Annotated in this window: 18 protein-coding genes, 3 pseudogenes and 1 riboswitch; of the genes and pseudogenes, 16 read left to right on the forward strand and 5 right to left on the reverse strand. The window is 33.5% G+C overall.

Features of this window, described 5'->3' with window-relative positions; all coding sequences use genetic code 11:
• Positions 1-5 precede the first annotated feature (5 nt).
• From ACS3UD_RS01590 to ACS3UD_RS01605, 4 genes are read left to right on the forward strand one after another with little or no spacing between them, the layout of a single operon-like run.
• Entirely contained in the window at positions 6-941 is a 936-nt protein-coding gene (locus ACS3UD_RS01590; RefSeq protein ID WP_308138079.1) for an ABC transporter ATP-binding protein, read from the forward strand.
• 15 nt (positions 942-956) lie between these two features.
• Positions 957-2,075, forward strand: a complete 1,119-nt coding sequence (locus ACS3UD_RS01595) for an ABC transporter permease (protein WP_308138078.1) — start codon at positions 957-959, stop codon at positions 2,073-2,075.
• A gap of 12 nt (positions 2,076-2,087) precedes the next feature.
• Entirely contained in the window at positions 2,088-2,567 is a 480-nt protein-coding gene (locus tag ACS3UD_RS01600; RefSeq protein WP_308138077.1) for a permease, read from the forward strand.
• Positions 2,567-3,112 carry a permease gene (locus ACS3UD_RS01605; protein WP_308138076.1) on the forward strand — a complete coding sequence of 182 codons (546 nt, stop codon included), beginning with the start codon at positions 2,567-2,569 and terminating at the stop codon, positions 3,110-3,112. The genes ACS3UD_RS01600 and ACS3UD_RS01605 overlap by 1 nt, the downstream gene beginning before the upstream one ends.
• Positions 3,113-3,250: 138 nt before the next feature.
• On the opposite strand, the pseudogene ACS3UD_RS01610 reads toward ACS3UD_RS01605, so the two are convergent.
• Positions 3,251-3,536 (reverse strand): annotated as a pseudogene (locus ACS3UD_RS01610) (integrase core domain-containing protein); the annotation flags it as partial.
• A 196-nt stretch (positions 3,537-3,732) separates the two neighbouring features.
• Between ACS3UD_RS01610 and ACS3UD_RS01615 the strand changes: the two are divergent.
• The 6 genes and pseudogenes from ACS3UD_RS01615 (at position 3,733) to ACS3UD_RS01640 (ending at position 7,686) form a co-directional block, all read left to right on the forward strand.
• A complete protein-coding gene (locus tag ACS3UD_RS01615) occupies positions 3,733-4,047 on the forward strand; it encodes a cupin domain-containing protein (RefSeq protein WP_308138075.1) in 315 nt (104 codons plus the stop codon).
• A 21-nt stretch (positions 4,048-4,068) separates the two neighbouring features.
• Positions 4,069-4,257, forward strand: a complete 189-nt coding sequence (locus tag ACS3UD_RS01620) for a ferredoxin (protein WP_308138074.1) — start codon at positions 4,069-4,071, stop codon at positions 4,255-4,257.
• A 257-nt stretch (positions 4,258-4,514) separates the two neighbouring features.
• Positions 4,515-4,706 carry a carbon monoxide dehydrogenase gene (locus ACS3UD_RS01625; RefSeq protein WP_308138073.1) on the forward strand — a complete coding sequence of 64 codons (192 nt, stop codon included), beginning with the start codon at positions 4,515-4,517 and terminating at the stop codon, positions 4,704-4,706.
• Positions 4,696-5,172, forward strand: a pseudogene (locus tag ACS3UD_RS01630) (hydroxylamine reductase); the annotation flags it as partial. The gene ACS3UD_RS01625 and the pseudogene ACS3UD_RS01630, both read left to right, overlap by 11 nt.
• Positions 5,173-5,490: 318 nt before the next feature.
• Complete coding sequence (hcp, locus tag ACS3UD_RS01635; RefSeq protein WP_308138072.1) at positions 5,491-7,119, forward strand: hydroxylamine reductase; 1,629 nt, start codon at positions 5,491-5,493, stop codon at positions 7,117-7,119.
• Positions 7,120-7,228: 109 nt separating this feature from the next.
• A pseudogene (locus ACS3UD_RS01640) lies at positions 7,229-7,686 on the forward strand (HD domain-containing protein).
• Positions 7,687-7,791: 105 nt separating this feature from the next.
• Here ACS3UD_RS01640 and ACS3UD_RS01645 read toward each other — a convergent pair.
• Positions 7,792-8,499 carry an ATP-binding protein gene (locus ACS3UD_RS01645; protein ID WP_308138071.1) on the reverse strand — a complete coding sequence of 236 codons (708 nt, stop codon included), beginning with the start codon at positions 8,497-8,499 and terminating at the stop codon, positions 7,792-7,794.
• 88 nt (positions 8,500-8,587) lie between these two features.
• Between ACS3UD_RS01645 and ACS3UD_RS01650 the strand changes: the two genes are divergently transcribed.
• The 4 genes from ACS3UD_RS01650 (at position 8,588) to ACS3UD_RS01665 (ending at position 14,590) form a co-directional block, all read left to right on the forward strand.
• Positions 8,588-9,247 (forward strand): Crp/Fnr family transcriptional regulator, encoded by a 660-nt coding sequence (locus tag ACS3UD_RS01650; RefSeq protein WP_308138070.1) that lies wholly within the window; start codon positions 8,588-8,590, stop codon positions 9,245-9,247.
• 308 nt (positions 9,248-9,555) lie between these two features.
• On the forward strand, positions 9,556-10,425 hold the full coding sequence (locus tag ACS3UD_RS01655) for an AraC family transcriptional regulator (RefSeq protein ID WP_308138069.1): 870 nt from the start codon (positions 9,556-9,558) through the stop codon (positions 10,423-10,425).
• Positions 10,426-10,801: 376 nt separating this feature from the next.
• Positions 10,802-12,313: a GGDEF domain-containing protein gene (locus tag ACS3UD_RS01660; protein ID WP_308138068.1), complete on the forward strand. Its 1,512-nt coding sequence runs from the start codon at positions 10,802-10,804 to the stop codon at positions 12,311-12,313.
• A 211-nt stretch (positions 12,314-12,524) separates the two neighbouring features.
• Positions 12,525-12,679: riboswitch (Lysine riboswitch) on the forward strand.
• Between the two features lie 291 nt (positions 12,680-12,970).
• Entirely contained in the window at positions 12,971-14,590 is a 1,620-nt protein-coding gene (locus ACS3UD_RS01665) for a Na+/H+ antiporter NhaC family protein (RefSeq protein WP_308138067.1), read from the forward strand.
• Positions 14,591-14,789: 199 nt separating this feature from the next.
• On the opposite strand, the gene ACS3UD_RS01670 is transcribed toward ACS3UD_RS01665, so the two are convergent.
• The 3 genes from ACS3UD_RS01670 to ACS3UD_RS01680 are packed head-to-tail and all read right to left on the reverse strand — an operon-like array spanning position 14,790 to position 18,460.
• Positions 14,790-15,863 (reverse strand): NAD/NADP-dependent octopine/nopaline dehydrogenase family protein, encoded by a 1,074-nt coding sequence (locus ACS3UD_RS01670; protein ID WP_308138066.1) that lies wholly within the window; start codon positions 15,861-15,863, stop codon positions 14,790-14,792.
• A 32-nt stretch (positions 15,864-15,895) separates the two neighbouring features.
• Positions 15,896-17,317: a sodium:solute symporter family protein gene (locus tag ACS3UD_RS01675; protein ID WP_308138065.1), complete on the reverse strand. Its 1,422-nt coding sequence runs from the start codon at positions 17,315-17,317 to the stop codon at positions 15,896-15,898.
• Positions 17,318-17,329: 12 nt separating this feature from the next.
• On the reverse strand, positions 17,330-18,460 hold the full coding sequence (locus tag ACS3UD_RS01680; protein ID WP_308138064.1) for a mandelate racemase/muconate lactonizing enzyme family protein: 1,131 nt from the start codon (positions 18,458-18,460) through the stop codon (positions 17,330-17,332).
• 360 nt (positions 18,461-18,820) lie between these two features.
• On the opposite strand from ACS3UD_RS01680, the gene ACS3UD_RS01685 reads away from it, so the two are divergent.
• Both ACS3UD_RS01685 and ACS3UD_RS01690 read left to right on the forward strand, forming a co-directional pair.
• Positions 18,821-19,768, forward strand: a complete 948-nt coding sequence (locus tag ACS3UD_RS01685) for a LysR family transcriptional regulator (protein ID WP_308138063.1) — start codon at positions 18,821-18,823, stop codon at positions 19,766-19,768.
• Between the two features lie 277 nt (positions 19,769-20,045).
• Positions 20,046-20,960, forward strand: a complete 915-nt coding sequence (locus ACS3UD_RS01690) for a class I SAM-dependent methyltransferase (protein WP_308138062.1) — start codon at positions 20,046-20,048, stop codon at positions 20,958-20,960.
• Positions 20,961-20,980 lie beyond the last annotated feature (20 nt).

Genomic DNA, 20,980 nt, shown 5'->3' on the forward strand with positions numbered 1-20,980 from the left:
ACGTTATGGAAAATGTTATAGTAATAAATAATTTAACTAAAAAATTTGGTGACTTTACAGCTGTTAACAATGTGAGCTTTAATGTAAAAAAGGGAGATGTGTATGGATTTTTAGGTCCAAATGGCTCCGGCAAAACAACTGTAATAAGAATGATTATGGGATTATTAACTCCCACTTTGGGAACAGGAAAGGTTTTAGGATTTGATGTTTCAACTGAAAATGAAAAAATCAGGTCACACATTGGTTATATGTCCCAAAAATTTAGCCTTTATGAAGACTTAACCGTAGAAGAAAATCTTGATTTTTATGCCGGTGTTTACAATGTACCAAAAAATAAAATAAAAGATAAGAAAAAAGAAATATTGGAAATGGCTGATTTGGTAGGAAAAGAACATATGATTACATCGAATTTGTCAGGGGGATGGAAGCAAAGACTTGCGCTTGGATGTTCTATTATCCATGAGCCTGAAATATTATTGTTAGATGAACCAACAGGTGGGGTTGATCCCATAGCCAGAAGACAATTTTGGGACGTAATATATGATTTATCTAAAAAAGGTGTAACCATATTAGTTACTACGCATTACATGGACGAAGCAGAACACTGTAATTTTATAGGGTTCTTGTATTATGGAAACATATTGTCATTAGATACGCCAAATGCCATGAAAGAAAAAGTAATCCATGGTGACATAGTAGAAATTAAAGTTAATAATACATTAAAATCAATAGAATTATTGAAAACTAAAGAAAATGTCAAAGATGCCTCTGTCTATGGCGCAGGAATTCATGTCTTGACAGAGCCAAATTTGGATTTAAATGAATTGAAAGTATTTTTAATAAAAAATAACGTGGATGTTTACGGAATAAAAAAGGTAAAACCTACATTAGAAGATGTCTTTGTTTTTCTTGTAGAAAAGGAAAACAGCAAAATAAATTAACATGGAAGTGAGTATATGAATTATAAAAGAGTTCTGTCCATAATAAGAAAAGAATTTTTTCAAATAAAAAGAGACAAAAGAACTATAGCAATAATAATTTTAATGCCTATCATGGAATTATTGCTATTTGGTTATGCAGCATCTACAAGCGTTGACCACATTCCAACAGTTGTATATAACAATGATATAGGAGGTGAAAGCAGTGAGCTATTAGACAGCTTTGTAAATTCACAGTATTTCGATCTGGATTACAATGCAAATAGTATACAAGAAATTGAAGAATATATTGACAACGGAGATGCAAAAGCTGGAATTGTTATTCCACCTGAATATTCTCAAGATTTAAAAAATGGAAAGACTGCGCAAATTCAGCTCATAGTTGATGGTTCCGACCCTACAACGGCTCAAACCATATTATCAAGCGCTGGAGGAGTAGTTCAAGCAATGTCTGTTGAGATTATACAAGAAACAAGAGGGATTTCCATGCCCCAGGTTTTAGACTTAAGAAGCAGGGTTTGGTATAATCCTGATATGAGCAGCATTAACTTTAACATTCCTGGGCTGATTGGAGTAATATTGCAAACTGTAACTTTAATGCTTACATCTTTTTCAATAGTAAGAGAAAGAGAAAGAGGAACTATGGAACAGCTTATTGTTACACCTATAACTAAAATGGAGTTAATGGTAGGAAAAATTGTGCCCTATGTAATAATAGGATTTGTGGATATAGTTCTTGCACTGGCTTTAAGTGTGTTTTGGTTTAAGGTAACTATTGCAGGGAGTATTACATTGCTTTTATTATTTTCTGTTATATTTTTGTTTGGTTCTCTTGGCGTGGGACTTGTTATATCAACAGTATCAAAAAGTCAGCTTCAAGCAATGCAGCTTTCAATGTTTATGATAATGCCAAACATATTGCTTTCTGGATATATGTTTCCAATTGAGGCAATGCCTGAATTTATCGGTAAAATAAGCACAGTGTTGCCATTGACATATTTTATAGAGGTGCTAAGAGGTATAATATTAAAAGGAAATGGATTTGCACAGTTGTTTGATGAATTTATTATCTTGACCCTATTTGGTTTAGGATTTTTGATGCTTGCAACTGTAAAGTTTAAAAAGAAAATTGAATAATAGGAGGATTTTATGGCGTCAACAATAGCATTATACGTAATAGCCACAATAGCTTTAACCATATCTTTTATGAAAGATAAGAAGAATACAAAAATTGCACTGAAAAAAGCATGGAAGTCATTTGAAAATATCTTGCCTCAATTCCTTTCCATATTAATATTAATTGGAATAATATTGGCGATAATGACTCCGGAACAAATCTCTCATATTATCGGAAAAGAGTCAGGATGGATGGGTGTAATTCTTGCATCCATAGTAGGAGCAATAACGCTTGTACCTGGTTTTATAGCATTTCCATTAGCAGCAGCTTTGATAAAAAGCGGTGCCGGATATATGCAGATTGCAGCATTTATCTCAACTTTAATGATGGTTGGAGTTGTGACCATTCCTCTGGAAATGAAATTTTTAGGAAAAAAAGCAGCAATAATCAGAAATATAGAGGCGTATATTTTTTCTTTGATAGTAGCTTTGATAATGGGGGTGTTTTTATAATGGATAAATTAATTAATGTAATCAAAAGATATAAAATATTTATTTTACTCATGTTAGCAAATGCATTAATAGTTGTTTTGTATCCCGAAACAGGAATGCGTTCAGTTGAAATTACAATTAACAGCACCATGGAAATGCTATCTATCTTACCTCCCATATTTATTTTGCTGGGGCTTTTAGATGTGTGGGTTGAAAGGGAAACAATGATGAAATATATGGGTGAAAAATCGGGGATTATAGGAGTACTTATTGCATTTTTATTAGGCTCAGCTGCTGCTGGTCCTTTATATGCAGCTTTTCCTGTAGCAATGGTTCTTCTTAAAAAAGGAAGTAAGTTTTCTTATGTATTGATTATGATTGGTGCCTGGTCCACAACCAAAATACCTCTTTTGTTGTTTGAAGCTTCATCAATGGGATTAAAATTTACAGTTTTAAGATTTGCTTTAAACTTTATAGGAATTGGAGTAATTGCTTATACAACTGAAAAATTGTTGTCTAAAGAAGAAAAAGATAAAATATATGATAAGGCTTCCTTAATGGAGTAAATATTACAATCATGTAAGAAATAGGGGGAGAATAAATTGGAAGAAAATAAAAATAAGTATAATTTAGCAAAAATAATGTTAAGGATTGTGCTTGTGTCAATAGAGTAGACACAAAAAGTTTAACTTTTTTGACACCGATCAGGCCGCATCATGAGCAGCCTGTGGAGTCATATAATTTATAGAACCATGAATCCTTTTACGATTGTACCAGGATTCAATGTATTCAAATATTACTTTGCGAGCAACATTGAAATCAAAATATTAGTGATGGTTTACTTCTTCCTTTTTAAGTATGTAATGGAAGGATTCAATACACGCATTATCATAGGGGTTATCTTTCCTACTAAAGGAATGAGTGATTTCTTTTGAGGATAAATAATCCTCAAATAAACGGGCTTGTGTACTGTGTACCTAAGTCGCTGTGCATATGTATTTATCAACCGAAAATTATCTTTATCTTTAAGCACAAACCTATAAAGCGAATATTTATTATAGCAAAAAAAATGAGTTTTGTTGTATTTGCAACATATTTTTGCAAAAGTTAACAGTATAATAAATGTACGATTTGTAGTATTAAATTCTAAATTTTGAAACAATAATTGAGTTGGAGGTGTTAAATATTGATTGAACAGATATTTGAACTGGCTAGAGGCAATGAAGAAGCTGTTGAGAAAGTTGTATTTGACGAAAATATACATTATCTTCACATGATTTTTAATAAAGATGAAGGGCTTCCTGAACATTTTTCTAATTCAAACGTTTATATGACAGTTATTAGAGGAAAACTTTCAATAGGACTTAATGATCAGGATATCCATGAGTATGAGGCAGGTACTTTATTAAAAATACCGTTTCAAACGAAGATGAATGTGAAAAATTTGCATCATGAAACATTGGAGCTTATTGTTGTAAAAGCACCAGCTCCCAAAATGTAAAAATATGAAAGGGTGAATGAGATGAAAGCAGAAATTGATAGAGAAGGTTGTATTTCCTGTGGTCTTTGTGTGTCTATGTGTCCAGAAGTATTTCGTATGGGTGATGATGGTCCGGCTGAAGTTTATGTTGATCCTATACCATCAGATGCAGAGAATTCAGCATTAGAAGCAAGAGACGGTTGTCCTGTATCTGTAATAACAGTTGAATAACAATGTAATAATTAATATGTATTGCCTCATCATAAAATTCATTGATGAGGTTATATTTATAATGAGAGTAAATAATATTTAGGTGTATTAGAGGTGTACAGGATTAAAAACAATTCGGAAATTTTTATATGAAAAAAGATTATTATCCTAATAAAAACTGAACTCCGCAGCATTTTTGCGGGGTTTTGATATTTTATAATATATTTTATTCATTCTGGAAATAATATAACTATCCCAAAATATTAGGAGGTTTAATTATGGAAAATTCAATGTTTTGTTATCAGTGTGAGCAAACATTAGGTGGAAAAGGTTGTGTGAAGTCAGGAGTATGTGGAAAAAATCCAATTGTTGCCAATTTGCAGGATGTATTGATTCACGAATTAAAAGGTATCGGATTCTATGGTCAAAAAAATTTAGAAAAAGGGCTAAAGATTAGGAGATGCAGTTAAAAATGGTGGAATTAAACATTTCTTCTTAATTGGAGGTTGTGATGGGGCAAGACCAGGCAGAAATTACTACACAGAATTTGCAGAAAAAACTCCAAAAGATACTATTATTTTAACTTTAGCCTGTGGTAAATTTCGTTTCAATAAACTTGATTTAGGAACGGTAGCAGGTTTCCCAAGAATACTTGATTGTGGTCAATGTAGTGATTCATATTCAGCTATTAAGGTTGCAGTTGCATTAGCAGAAGCATTTAACTGTGGAGTAAATGAATTACCACTTTCCTTAGTTCTTTCTTGGTATGAACAAAAAGCAGTTGGAATACTTCTTGCTTTATTATCCTTAGGAATTAAGGACATCCGTCTTGGACCAACACTACCAGCATTTATTACACCCAATATACTGCAAGTATTAGTTGACAAATTTGATTTAAAACCTATTTCAACACCGGAACAAGAGAAGAAATTTTAGGACAATAACAATAATTAATATTATGGTTTGAAATTGTCGTATAAAGGGAAATAATAACAATAAATTATTAGTTAACTAGGGAGCTTTAAAAAGTCATTAGTTTATTTTATAGGCTAATGATTTTCTGAGGCTTTTTTGATTCTGTATTTATATTATATGCTAAATTGATTCGACAGCCCATATTTTTATAAAAATTTGTAGATTAGTTCTATATTGTTGCTTTTGCAACATACTTATGCAAAATTTAGCAGTATAATGGATATGAATAAATTTGTAATTCTAATTTCTAAAATTTTAATAATAAAAGGAGGATTTCAAATGAGTATGTTTTGTTATCAATGTCAAGAAACAGCAAAAAACACAGGTTGTACAGTGAAAGGTGTTTGCGGAAAGAATGAAGAGGTTGCAAAGCTTCAGGACCTTCTGATATACACACTTAAAGGCATTTCGGATATTGTTGTAAAAGGAAAGGTTGATGTACATAATTTGGACAAGACTAATTATGAGGTTCTAAGCAGCTTGTTTATGACTATTACCAACGCAAACTTTGATGATGATCATATTGATGCACAAATCAGTAAAATGATTAAGCTAAGAGATGAACTAAAAAATTCTGTTAACCTTAACGATTTCCACGATGCATCAACATTCACGGTGGATTCAAGAGGAGCTATGCTTGAAAAAGCAACATCCGTGGGTGTTCTTTCAACAGAGAATGAAGACATTCGTTCCTTGCATGAAATGATTATTTATGGACTTAAAGGTATGGCGGCTTACGGCGAACACGCAAAGAATATTGGAAAAGAGGATTTAGACATTAATGCTTTTATTTACGAAGCATTGGCAGCAACACTAGACGATTCTCTTACAGCTGAGGATCTTGTGGCATTAACACTGAAGACGGGAGAATATGGTGTTAAGGTTATGGCTTTGTTGGATGAGGCACATACAACGAGATTTGGGAATCCTGAGATTACCGAGGTTAATATCGGGGTGCGAAATAATCCTGCCATTCTTATTTCAGGTCATGATTTAACTGATTTAGAGCAACTTCTTGAGCAGACTAAGGGTACTGGTGTTGACGTATATACCCATAGTGAGATGCTTCCTGCACATTATTACCCTGCTTTCAAAAAATATGACAACTTTGCTGGGAACTACGGAAACGCATGGTGGAAACAGCTTGACGAATTTGTATCCTTCCGTGGTCCTATTCTTTTTACAACGAACTGTATTGTTCCGCCTAGGAGCGAAGAAGTAAGGGGCAGAATCTTTACTACTGGAGCTACCGGATATCCTGGCTGCACGCATATTAAAGCCGATGAAAATGGCAAAAAAGACTTTTCAGAAATAATAGCACTTGCTAAGACACTGCCTTCGCCAGAAGAAATTGAGACAGGAAGCATTGTAGGCGGCTTTGCTCATAATCAGGTGATTGCACTTGCGGACAAAGTAGTTGAGGCCGTGAAGTCTGGCGCAATTAAAAAGTTCTTTGTTATGGCAGGGTGCGACGGAAGAATGAAGTCAAGAGAGTATTATACAGAATTTGCCAAAAATCTTCCAAAGGATACTATAATACTTACTGCGGGTTGTGCTAAATATCGCTATAACAAGTTGAATTTAGGTGATATTGGTGGAATTCCAAGAGTACTTGATGCAGGTCAGTGCAATGACTCTTATTCACTAGCAGTTATAGCACTAAAACTTAAGGAAGTTTTCGGTCTGGACGATATCAATAAGTTACCTATTGCCTTTAATATTGCTTGGTATGAACAGAAAGCAGTAATTGTCCTTTTGGCATTACTGTATTTAGGTGTGAAAAACATACATCTAGGACCAACACTACCTGGCTTCTTGTCTCCTAATGTGGCAAAGGTTTTGGTTGAGAAATTCGGTATTGCAGGTATTGGTACAGTTGAGGATGATATTAAGTTATTCATGGCATAAAATAGTAAATAAACAATATATAACTCCTGACAATCAATAGTCTTTGTCAGGAGTTGTTTTTTAAACGGAGGGATATAGCATGGATAAAAAATCTGTTTTAATAAATTAAATGACTAAATATTATGCAAGTGATGTGAAAAGAATTAATCATTTTATGAAAGTATATAGCTTTGCAAAAACAATTGGAGAGATGGAGAAGGTAGATTGCTTAAACCAAGAAGTTTTAGAAATTACAGCAATTGTTCATGATATTGGAATTAAATTAAGTGAGCAGAAATATAATTCGAGTTGAGGAAAGTATCAACAAATTGAAGGCCCTGCTTAGCAAAGGAATTACTTGAAAAGCTTGATTATGAAGACACTATAATTTCAAGAGTGTGTTTTATTGTAGGACATCATCATACATATACAGATTGATGTCATAGATTTTCAAATTTTTGTTGAAGCAGATATTTTAATCAATATATATGAGGATGAAATTTCGAAGGAAGCAATTTGCAAAATAAGTGACAATTATTTTAAAACGGATGCAGGGCAAACTTTTTGAAACAAATGTATTTGCCATAGCCTAAACTAAGAATTAAGACTACTTTTTGATATAGAAAAAATTAGAACACCCGCAAGATTTAGGTGTCCTAGCATTTGCAGGTGTAAAAATAAATGGTTTATGAATTATGCTTTAAGAATTTTGCCATCAGTTGAAATTGTTATGACTTGCCAAGGAATGAGTTTCCCACTATTTTGAAGGGCTGTTTTAACAGCATTTTCAATACCACCACAGCATGGAACTTCCATTCTTACTACTGTCAAAGACTTTATATTATGCATTTTTAGTATGGCAGTGAACTTTTCGCTGTAATCACCTTCATCCAGCTTTGGACAGCCTATAAGGGTTATTTTGTTTTTCATAAACTCATTATGGAAATTGCCATATGCATATGCCGTACAGTCGGCTGCAATTAGCAGGTGAGCATTATTAAAGTAGGGTGCGTTTGGTGGAGCTAGTTTAATTTGTACTGGCCACTGGTTCAATTGGGTTTGTATTGTTGCAGGTGTTTCTACCTTGGCTTCATTAATAACATTACGCATGAACGTTTTTGATTGAGTACCAGGACAACCACAAGCCAAATTTTCAGGCTGCTTATTTTCCATATTCATCTTTACCGCCGTCTCATCATATGCTGCTGCTTCTCTTTCTTCAAAACTGATAGCATTGGTTGGGCAAGCCGGTAAACAGTCACCAAGTCCGTCACAATAATCATCACGAAGAAGCTTTGCTTTTCCGTTTACCATACCAATGGCTCCTTCGTGACAGGCAGTAACACATAATCCGCAACCATTGCATTTATCTTCATCTATTTTTATTATTTTCCTAATCATTTTAAAGTCCTCCTTGTTTTTTATAATCTTAGTATAGTATAATGAACATAAGACGTCGGTTGCATTTGCAACACATAAGAGGTGAATTATGAAGAAGTATCTTAAGCAATTACAAAATAATGAATTGTTCAATAATTTTAATTTAAATGATTTGGAAAGAATTTTAAATTGCCTATCTGCAAAGGTTAATTATTATAAAAAAAAGGATGTGATAATACAGCAAGGAGCCCAAGTTCACTATGTTGGGATAGTTTTGTCAGGAGGTATTCAAATAATAAAAGAAGATATAGAAGGTAATATAAATATTATTTCTCATTTAGGTATCAATGATATTTTTGCAGAAGCATTTGCATATGCTGATATTTATGAATGCCCTATCACAGTGCAAGCCACTGAGAATTGTGAAATAATGTTTATTGATTGTAAACGAATCATCAAAACTTGTAATAATGCCTGTGCATTTCATTGGAATATGATAGAAAATATGCTTTCAATGATTGCAAGAAAAAATATAATGCTGAATCAAAAAATGGAGATATTATCAAAACGTACTACAAGGGAAAAGTTATTAGAATTTTTCAATACACAAATTCAAATAAATCATTCTAAAAGATTTTCAATACCTTATAACCGAGAAGGACTTGCATTTTATCTTTGTGTAGATAGAAGTGCACTGTCACGTGAGTTATCTAATATGCGGGATGAGGGGTTATTAAAATTTAATAAGAATGAATTTGAAATTCTTTAAACGAAAACAAATATGTTAATGTTTATTTGTCAAATACATTTGTACATGACATTACACATATCCCCACAACCTTTCGGCTGTCAACGATATGTCTTAGTTAGTTAGGCTGTTTAGATAAGATATGATTTTAATGAGAGTGAGAATATTGATTCGCATTTTTGTTAGAAAGAATTTAAGCTTTTATGGTAAAGTTGTTGTGAAATATGACGAAGTAAAGGTTATTAATATTTAAATAGACAAATCAAAGCAATCTAGGATAGGAAATAATAGGTATGCTTTAGTACAATTTATATATGGAGGTGAGAAAAATGGATTTTATTCAAAACTTGCAAAAGGCGATTGATTATATAGAAGACCATATATTAGAACCTATTAATTATGAAGATGTTGCAAAGCATATATATGTGTCAAGCTATTATTTTCATAGAACATTTAGCTTAGTGACTGGTATTACAGCTAACGAATATATTAGGAATAGAAGATTATCTATGGCCGGGCAGGAACTATCTATATCTGATGAAAAGGTAATTGATATTGCTTTAAAATATGGTTATGAGTCACCTGAGAGTTTTACAAAAGCATTTACCAGATTTCACGGCATTACACCTAATGTAGCAAGGCGTGCAGGTATTAAGCTAAAATCCTTTAATCGACTTCTTATTAAAATAAAATTGGAAGGTGGTACTATTATGGATTATAGGATTGAAAAAAGAGAACCATTTAAATTACTTGCTAAGGTTGAAAAGTTTAGAAATGAATCAATTTCAGAAGAAGGAAACACCGAAATTCCAGACTTTTGGAAAGAATGCGGCGTCAATGGCACATTTGAAATACTAAAACAAAACACTAGTAAACATAGTATTTATGGAGCTTGTGCACCTATTTCAAAAGAAAGCTCATATTTTGATTATGGGATTGGTATGGAATTTGATGGTGGTAATATGCCGGAAGGATATACAATATGGGAGGTAAATCCTACTTTATGGGCTGTATTTAAATGTATTGGTGAAAATGGAGATTGCATAGGCGAAACATGGGGGAAAATTTTTTCAGAGTTCCTTCCAAGTTCAGAATATAATATGATTGATGATACCGATTTTGAATTGTACTCCCAAGAGCCTAATGCAGACTGTTTCTGTGAAATATGGATTCCCGTTGAGAAGAAGATATATGTATAATTGATAATATTAGTTATGAGTATAATTTTTACTTAATAATATAAATGCAAAACTACATAAAGAAATCCAAGAGGTGAAGTCTTCGATCAGCTTATATCGATAGGCTTCGCCTCTTTTTTGCTTCCTATCCGGACAAGAAGGCAAGAACTGGACAAGATTATTGATAATGTGAATGGCATCAAATTGCAGTTATTACTTAAACGAGTTAATAATGAGTACATCAGTAGTCAAAGACGTGGCAACCGGTGAAAAGGTATAAAATTCAGCTTAAAAAATCGTTAACATATTCTTGCTTGAGTAGTAGAAATAATATATAATTTAATGATAAACATATCGAATACTTCAAATACTGTTTACTTAATCTAAGGTGGCGTCTATGGGGTTACTGCAAAACATATTGTTAATATCCTCTTGCTTGTTGCTTATGGCTTTGGCAATACACACAGGAGCAAAATTTAATATCATGGGCATGCCAGCATTGTTTGCCATGGTTGTATTTTTTATGGTATGGGTGATAGGAAATTTAATTGAGGTCAATGCATCAACATTTGAATGGATGCTGTGGGGAAGAAATATTCAACAAATTGGTGTTTTTTTTACTCCGCTGTGTACATTTTATTTCAGTATTGAATACACGGCAAATAGAAAATTGAGGGTGCTTGCATACATAATAAGTGTTGTCCAAGTAGTTTCTGTTCTTCTTATTTTTACAGATCAATACCACCATATCATGCGTATAAGTGTTGAACTGCAAACAGATACTGTGTTCGGGCATGCAATTGTTGTTCAATCAACAACAATTGGGTCAATCTTAGTTGCTTTCAATTTCTGTATTCCTTTGATAGCTGTTGTAATTCTTATACTTTTTGTGAGGTCTGTATCAAATAATCTGCGGCGTCCGTTGTGGCTGATTATCATAAGTATATTTGCAACTTTTGTCATTGCAACTGTACAATCTACAGTATTAAGTGATATAGGTATCATTATACCGATATCGGTTTTAAACCTTCCGTGTGTTGTGCTGCTGTTCTACGCGGTTCTCAGTGGCGGATTCCTTGGAATCACGCCGATAGCTCTCAATAAAGTGTTTGAAGTTATTGATCAGGGGATTATTGTTATTGATTACAATGGTAATGTTATCGAATATAACAGACGTGCCTCAGAACTGATGAATGATTTGGACTATTACGACTCTCTTGAAATTGGTTCTAATATTTTGGAACGCATACTTGGTGAACCAAAGCACCCCGGAAAATTATATATTTCGGTTGATGATTTGCCTGCCGAACTTCCAAAATCACAAAGCGGAAGATATATTTCATTAGCCCGTCATACGCTGGAGAGGTCTGGAGGAAGATTTTTCGGGTACGTTCTTGTTTTGACCGACATAACATTATTGAAAGAACGTGCGGAGCTTGATCCTCTGACTGGCATTTATAACCGCGAAGGTATGACAACAGCTTATTCGCAATTGCAAAAATATTCCCAAAGCAATCCTAATGTATCTGCAATAATTATCGACTTGGATAATTTTAAAAATATTAATGATACATATGGTCATTTTGGGGGAGACATGATTCTTAGGGACTTGGTCAATACAGTACAAGCCTTTTTGGAAGGAAAGTATGTTTTTGGGCGTCACGGTGGTGATGAATTTGTTGTGCTTTTGCCCGTGGAGATTGAGGAAGCTTTTGATTTTGCTGAAAATTTACGAAAGAGCGTTTCTGAAAGAATTGTTCAATACTTAAATCATAAAATTTATTATACCATCAGTGTCGGAATTGCAGGTTGTAATTTTCAAGAGAACTCTTTAAGTGATCTTCTTCATAAAGCTGATCTAGCTTTATATAAATCTAAGCAGCTTGGGAAAAACACGATAAGCATATAAGTTTTAGTTGCATCACGAAAAATGGGTTGAAATCAATAGTTTATAGAGATTTCAAATTAATTTAATAGGAATATTATATGTTCCCTCAGACAATTGTTTGAGGGACTTTTCTCTGCTTTTATTTTTCCTTCAGTGTTTTGATAAAATTAATCACATAATATGCATTGACTTTATCAGATATATCTGTTAGTATTTACTTAAATTGAATACAATGTGTTACAGAGGCTGCGACTTGTAAAGAGTACTAATTAAGGAAAGGTACAGTCGCCGAAATGTATATTATTTATATACATTGGGGTCATGTAAAAAATACATGGCACTGTCTTTAGCAGTTTACCCGACTGTTCGAGGAGTGCTGGAATACATTTGGGTAAGCAATATGTGGAATAAATGCCATGAGTCTTACTCATGGCATTTTTTTGATTTTTGCAATGAGTAAGATTTACTAATAAGAAAAATGAAGTTGCTTAACGCATTATATTTGATGGAATGAATATTAGGAGGGGAAAATAAGTATTACGGTCCTAGGATACAGCTTAGGACACATGATTTATCAAAATTAGCAGAAATACTTTGTCAGGGTGACTCAATTTTTTTGCATATAAATGTATTGGTGTAAAAAAATAACCCTGCTCATCAGAAAAGGAGAATTTTAAAATGAATTTTAATAAGAGACACATTTTTATTGTAATTACATTAGTTATGATAATAAGTATGCTGTTCACTGTTGTAGCATTTGCAGATGAAGCAGAAGAAACACTTCCAGCTGTATATTCAACAGCTTGGGCATTGCTGCCGCCGATTATTGCTATTGCCTTAGCATTAATTACAAAAGAGGTTTATAGTTCATTGTTTATAGGTATAGCAGTAGGTGCTTTACTTGTAGCAAACGGAAATCCGGTTAATGCGCTTGATACAATGATTATTAATGGATTTATTGCCAGTTTAGCTGATTCTTGGAACGTAGGTATTCTTATATTTCTTGTAGTACTTGGAATTATTGTAGCAATTATGAACAAAGCCGGAGGTTCAAAAGCTTACGGTGAATGGGCTAAGAAAAAAATTAAAACTAGAAGAGGTGCAATGGGGGCTACTTTTGGTCTTGGTTGCTTAATATTCATTGATGATTATTTTAACTGCCTGACAGTTGGTAGTGTTATGAAGCCAGTGACAGATGGGCATAACATTTCAAGAGCTAAGTTAGCGTACCTGATAGATGCTACTGCTGCTCCAATATGTATGATTGCTCCAATATCATCATGGGCTGCTGCAGTATCAGGCGTTTTAGAAGGTTACAATGGTTTAGAATTATTCATAAGAGCTATTCCTTATAACTTCTATTCACTACTTACTATAGTAATGATTTTGTTCATTATATTTACTGATATGGATTTCGGTCCAATGCTTAAGCATGAAAAAAACGCCAAAGAAAAGGGAGATTTGTTTACAACTGCTGATAGGCCATTTGAAAATGCAGTTCCGGATGCAAGCTCAGACAAAGGTGGAGTTATAGACTTGGTTCTTCCTGTAATTATACTTATTGTATGTAGTATAATCGGTATGATTTATACAGGAGGATTCTTTTCAGGAACATCATTTGTAGAAGCTTTTGCAAAATCCGATGCTTCAGTTGGTCTTCCAATGGGATCTTTGGTATCATTGATTTTGATATTTATATGGATTGTTGCAAGAAAAGTTTTATCATTCAGTGATTTTATGGAGTGCATTACCTTAGGATTTAATGCAATGGTTCCGCCAATTCTTATTTTAACTTTTGCATGGACGTTATCTTCAATGACAGGTGCCCTAGGAGCAGCTCCTTATGTGGCTGGTCTTGTAGAAGGAAGTGCGGCTGCGCTTAAACTTCTTTTGCCTGCAATTATCTTTGTAGTTGCTTGTTTCCTCGCATTTGCTACAGGTACGTCATGGGGAACTTTCGGAATTCTTATTCCTATTGTTGTAAATTTGAGTGGAACTATATCTGCAGATATGCTTATTATAGGAATTTCGGCTTGTCTTGCAGGCGCTGTGTGTGGTGATCACTGTTCACCTATTTCAGACACTACGATTATGGCTTCATCAGGAGCTCAGTGCAACCACATTAATCACGTATCTACTCAGCTTCCTTATGCTTTAACAGTTGCAGGTGTTTCCTTTGTAACATACATTATCGCAGGTTTTGTACAAAGTGTAATGGCATTACCAATAGGCATTGTTCTAATGATTGGAACATTAGTGGTAGTTCAGAAAATATACAGGGCAAAAGTCGAAGCATAAAAAACCCCGATAAAAGATAAACCAGGTGGTTAATACCAGTGCATAAAGTGTGTACACTAAAGCTATATGTACAAATAATTTAAAAGTAAAGAGGTTACCTATTAGATTACGGTAACCTTCTTTTTACGTTTTTCATTCTTAAAGGAGGCTGAAAAACTTTTTGTTTTATAAATAGAAGAATATGCTAAGCTTTAGATAATTAACCCCTACACATTGCAATAAATTTTTCCTTGGATACATTTTCAAGGCCAAGGTTTTTCAGAGTTCTACCTTCTTCAATACCATCAATCATAGCTCTTGCAATTACAATTATCGCGTCCGTACAAGGAGTAGGCACTCCAGCAATTTTGCCCATTGTTTGAATTGCAACTAAAGAGCATGGAATGTCTTCCATAACGTATCGAGTATTCAAAGATGTTTGACCTTTGATTCCATGGTAACCTTCACAATTAATAATAACTTCGTGGAGAGTATCACCATGAGTTTCATAAATATCTGAATATTCTTCTTTTAGAGTTATGCAGTTTACTCCGAAAGCTTTAGCGATTGCCATCCTTTCTTCATCCAACTTTTCTACAAACTTTGCCTGACTTGGAGTCATATCCAGATAGTATTCAAAAGGTGTTTTAGATTCAATTCTACCTGTATTTAAGATTGTAGGGCCAGGATGCATAAATGCATTTAAGTTATCTAAACTTACACGTATAATATCTTCACAAAAATCGAATTGAGGCAATATACCTGCAAAGAGCTTTTTTGCTTCTTCATTTCTGCTGGAAGGATATGTAGATGCAGTAAAACTTGTTTTTTGACCTGCTATTACAACATGTCCAACTTCTACAGCACGGCAAGCGAACAATAAAGTCGCAGTACAAGCTAACATAATGTTTGCGGTACAATTTAAATCATCCAGCTGCTTCTTGAATTCAACAGTACCCAATGATGCGTTGGGATTTAATACAACACATTGGCCATCTTTTAAATAAGGCATCATTTTCTTTGCCATATCTTTGTGGTAAAGAGACGGCAATACTACTAAAATTATTTTTGCGCCTTCCATTACTTCGCCAATATCTGTACTAGCCAAAGCAATTTTTCCAAAGCCGGTTATATTGCTGTTGCCTTCGATTAAAACGCCGCCTTTTTCATTCAATATATCAACAGTTTCTTTTACAATATCAAATATTTTTACTTCGTGACCGTGCAAAGATAGGTAGCCTGCAAATGCTTGACCGCCGTTTCCCGCTCCAATAATTGCAATATGTTCTTTCATTTTTATCACCCTTTTTCTATAAATTTTAATAATTAGTTGTTAAGGTTTAAATTTTTTACTTTATTTGATACCTTACTTGTCATTGCACTTACAACGATTAATGTTATAAATGATAAACAAACACCGATTGCAGCATAATTTATGGTTGTTTTAAGAATCAAACCGGTTGTTGCACCAATTGCCCCTGCTATCATGCTTGCGCCAATTCCTTTAGAGGTAATGAAATTTTTATTGCGAAACGCATAGCCTACATAAATAGGACAAAGCAAGGTTGCTGCAGAGAAACCGTAGGTTACGGTTAGCCATCCTAATGTATCTGTAAAAACAAGACACATTAAAAGTGCTACTACCATTGTTACGCCTGAAAGCATTCTTGAAATTTGCAACATCTTTTCAGGAGGAATATTTTTTTTAAATGAGGGGATAATGTCTCGTGTAATATTAACTACAGCAGATTGTACACCACTACTTACAGTAGACATTAATGTTGCAAAAACCAGCGCGGCAAACGCTGCCAGTAAAGGCAGAGGTAATTGAGACATGAACCAGCCTGTCTGACCGTTGTCTGCAATATTAGGGTTAACAGAGTTGATGGAAATGCCCATATAAACTGCCCATGTGAAACCGATTAAAGATACAACAAAAGAAATAAATAGGCTGCGATTTACTTTCGATTCATCTTCCATTGCACATACACGTTGGAAGTATAATTGATTTGTAACACCACCGGGAAGAATAGCAAATATCCACAGGAAGATTGTGCTCCAACCTATTTTTTGTAAAGAGCCGCCGATTGATACTAAATGAGGTTCTGCATTGTTAACAATTCCTGTTGTTCCACCTGCCATATTTGTAGCATAAAGTAAACTTGCAATCATAAATACTACAATAAAGCAAGAAAAAATGAAGTCTGTCCAAGCGACGGTTTTTAAACCGGCAGGCATTATAAATAGCAAGCTAACTATAGCAAAAATTATGCAAATAGTATTATAATTTAGGCCTGTTAGTTCTGAGTAAATGCTACCAAAGGCTGTAATTTGTGATGTTACCCAACCAAATGGAACAATAATGGTCATAACCGCTGCAATTACTTTAATAATTTTATTTTCACCGCAAAAATTATCAAAAATTTCAGGGATCGTTGTAAAGTTGTTATGTCTCAACCATCTAGCGATTAACATAATAACTAAGAGGGGGGAGCAAACTAAAACGCCATAAACCATGTGACCAACACCATTGCGGTAAGCGCTTGCAACATGTCCTACTAATACACCTCCACCCATGATACTGGCAAATTGTGTACCAATAACGACAAACATTGGAAGGCTTCTACTTGCTACCGCCCAATCTTCTTCAGAAGTTTTTTTCTTTCGGTTCATGATGAATGTAGGCAATAGGGTTGCTATAATAACAAAAAGTGTCGCAATGATAATTGCAATTGTTGTAATATTCATTTTACATACCTCCTATATAACTATATATTGTGCTACTTTGTACTTTTGAATTGCTGTATAGTTCAATTCGATACCTAATCCCGGTGATTCAGGAACTTCAACAGTACCATTTGGACGGATTAGTCTGTTAAAATTTGTAATGTCTTCAGCCATTCTTTGAACTGAGAAATACGCATGTCCCATGGGTACCAATGCTGAGGCAGTTGCACCAACAGCTAAGCTGGCCGCTTGTGTTATGCCTTCTTCAATCATAGAGTTAAAAAAGAGTCTGATGCCATTTGCCTTTGAAAATTCGCATAATTCAGAAGCAGGTAAAATACCGCCATTTTTTGTAACTTTTATACTGAAAATATCTACAGCCTCAGCCTGAATTAATCTTCTTGCATCCGCCATACTTACAATTCCTTCATCAGCAGATATAGGCATAGAAACAGCACGACGAACCTTAGCAAGACCGTCTACGTCCCAATATTTAACGGGCTGCTCAAAGAACATTAAGTCACAATTTTTAACCAGTTTTCCATAACGAATCGCTGTATCTACATCCCAACCTTGGTTTGCATCAGCGTTTAGCATAAAATCAGGGCCTGCTGCTTCTCTTGCTGCAATAGTACGAGCGGCGTCTAATTTATAATCTTCACCGCCAACTTTAATCATACAACCACGATAACCCATTTCTTTTATTCTTAAAATGTCTGCAACGCTTTCCTCTGGGGTTTCACCACCGAGAGACCACATAACGTCTATTTCTGATCTTAATTTACCGCCAAGTAGCTTATGGACAGGCATATTTGTTGCTTTTCCCGTGATATCATACATCGCCATATCAACTGCAGATTTTGCAATGTGATTGTTCAAGATGAGCGCATCCATTAATCTATGGATTTCTCTAATATTTGTAGGATCCTTACCAATTAAATAAGGACAAATTATGTTTCTTAGCAATAATGTGCATGTATCAGATGTATCCCCTGTAAAAAGTGGCCAAGGATCACATTCTCCATAACCGATGAAACCTTCATCAGTATGTACTTCTAAAACAATTATAGAAGAATCAAACAATGTGCCGTATTCTTTAGATAATTTATAGGGCTTTTTTAATGGTATTTTTAATTGATTAATTATGATTTTGCTAATTTTCATTCGAAACCTCCAGTCTTGTACTTTTTGAAAGTTACTTTTGCTTGGATGTTATTTTGATAGTTGTTTTTTCCATGGAATGTTATAGTCAAATAGAAGCAAAAATTTTAGTAAATTAAATAAAATTTTATTATAATTTATATAATCAGATTAGCACAACTCTTTGTTTTTGTATAATATAAATATGTATATATATTTTATAGATGCTTATTTATATATTTTACATAGTTTTCGATAATAGATTGATCTGTTATAATTAAGTTGTATCACTAGCGTAAGTTTGATAAAATAAAATTATTAAAAAAAGATGCTACATTATGATATTATTCAAAAAAAGATTTGAAATAAAAAGGAGGTTTTTTTTTGTTTTCTGCAAAAGAATATATATTAGAAGTTTATAAAACGCATAATTTCTCTAAGGCAGCACAAAATCTTTACATATCGCAGCCTTCTTTAAGCGCAACAATAAAACGTTTGGAAGAAAAAATTGGAGAACCTATTTTTGATAGAAGTACATATCCAATAAAATTAACAGAATGTGGATTGAAATATATTGAAGTAGCGCAATCTATTTCTTCTGCGGAGTCGGATTTTAAAGCCTATTTAGAAGATGTTCATAATTGTAATACAGGAAATCTTTCTATTGGGGGAAGCAATTTTATGATTTCGTATGTGTTACCAAAGGAGATTAGAAAGTTTAGATCGCAATATTCAAATATAAAATTGAATATTGTAGAAGGAGATATTTCTCCAATGCTGGAAAAACTATATTGTGGGGAAATCGATTTACTGATCGATGCTTGTGAAATAAATTCTAAGAAATATGTTGAATTTAAATACACACCGGAAACTCTTTTGTTGGCTATACCGGAATCGTTTTCTTGCAATGAGCAATTAAAATCGTATGGTTTGACGAAAAATGATATATTGAAAAATATTCATTTATTAGAAAAAACACCAATATTACCTTTACACCTTGTCAAAAATGAACCCTTTATATTTATGAAACCTGATACAGATACATATAAAAAATCAGTTAAATTATTTGAAAATGAAAATATAAAACCTAATATTATTTTATCCTTTAGCCAGCAGGTTACAACCTTTAATATGGCATGTAATGAAGTAGGATTGGCGCTGATTAGTGATACTTTGATAAAAAATATTGCTTTTTATCCATCTCTTGTTTTTTACAAAATAGGTGATTCAGACATTAGGCGGGATATTTGTTTTTATAAAAAGCGGGGCAAAAGATTGACTTGTGCTATGAGAGCTTTTTTGATGAGCTTACAGATTACCTTTGAAGAATAAGATTTAGAATTATGATATATAAACTAAAGTTTTGAATTATAGTTTATAATATTAAACAATTTGGTAAGAAAAATATATCAGTAATATTTACCGGGGGTATTGCATGTGCTTGCAGGTTTGTTTTGTAGTTTAATTTTAAAATAAAAATTGGTGACAAAATATGTAATGTAAATAAATTTTATTAATTTTCTATACTTACTATACCATAAAATGAGCAAAATTTCAAGTCTTGTAGTTTTTGAATTTTAGGTGTATTAAGTATAAGAGGTGATTTAAAATGGAACAAAAAAGTATGACGGCACTTGTTAGTGCATTCTCAAGAGCGTACCATGTTGAAAATAATAAAGTTAAAATTTTTGATGACAGCATTGCCAAGATGCTTTTGAAGGATGAAGAATATCTTCAAATTTCAAAAAGTATGGCAGACGGTATTGGTTTTTTCAATCCTAATTTTACAGGAACAAAAGATGCTGCTCTAAGATGGGTAGTAGACAACCAATTGTCCCCTTCACCGCTTGGTAGAGCAGCTTTTGCAGAAAAAGCACTTCAAACAGCTGTATCGATGGGAACAAGGCAATATTTAATTTTTGGTGCAGGTTATGACACATTTGCTTATCGTCAACCTTCTTGGGCGGATAAAATACAGATTTTTGAGATTGATCATCCTTCTACTGCAAATGATAAGAAAATGCGTCTTGAAGAAGCTAAGATTGAAATACCAAATAATGTTCATTTTATTGCAGCAGATTTTACAACTGAACAGTGGATGACAGCGTTGACTCAAAATACTGCATTTGATGAAAATTATATTAGCTTTTGCAGTATTCTCGGGGTTGCATATTATCTTTCTAAGCAAACATTTGAGGAATTGATTACTGTGCTCAGCTCAATTTTACCAAGTGGGAGTTCTATTGTATTTGATTATCCTGATGATAATAGTTATACTGAGAAAGCAGGAGAGCGTGCGAAAAAACAGGTTTTGTTGGCAGGTTCTGCAAATGAAAAGATGCTTGCAAGCTATTCGTACGAAGATATGGGTAAAACTCTTTTAAAACAAGGATTTTTAATTTATGAGCATTTAACACCATTGGAAATTACACAACAATTTTTTGAGGCCTACAATCATGTTAATCCTACACATCTTATGACGGCGTTTGATAATGTAAATTATTGTCTTGCAGTAAAAAAATAGTTAACACCTATGCAGATAAT

This window comes from Sedimentibacter sp. LTW-03, assembly GCF_052059825.1.
GTDB lineage: Bacteria > Bacillota > Clostridia > Tissierellales > Sedimentibacteraceae > Sedimentibacter.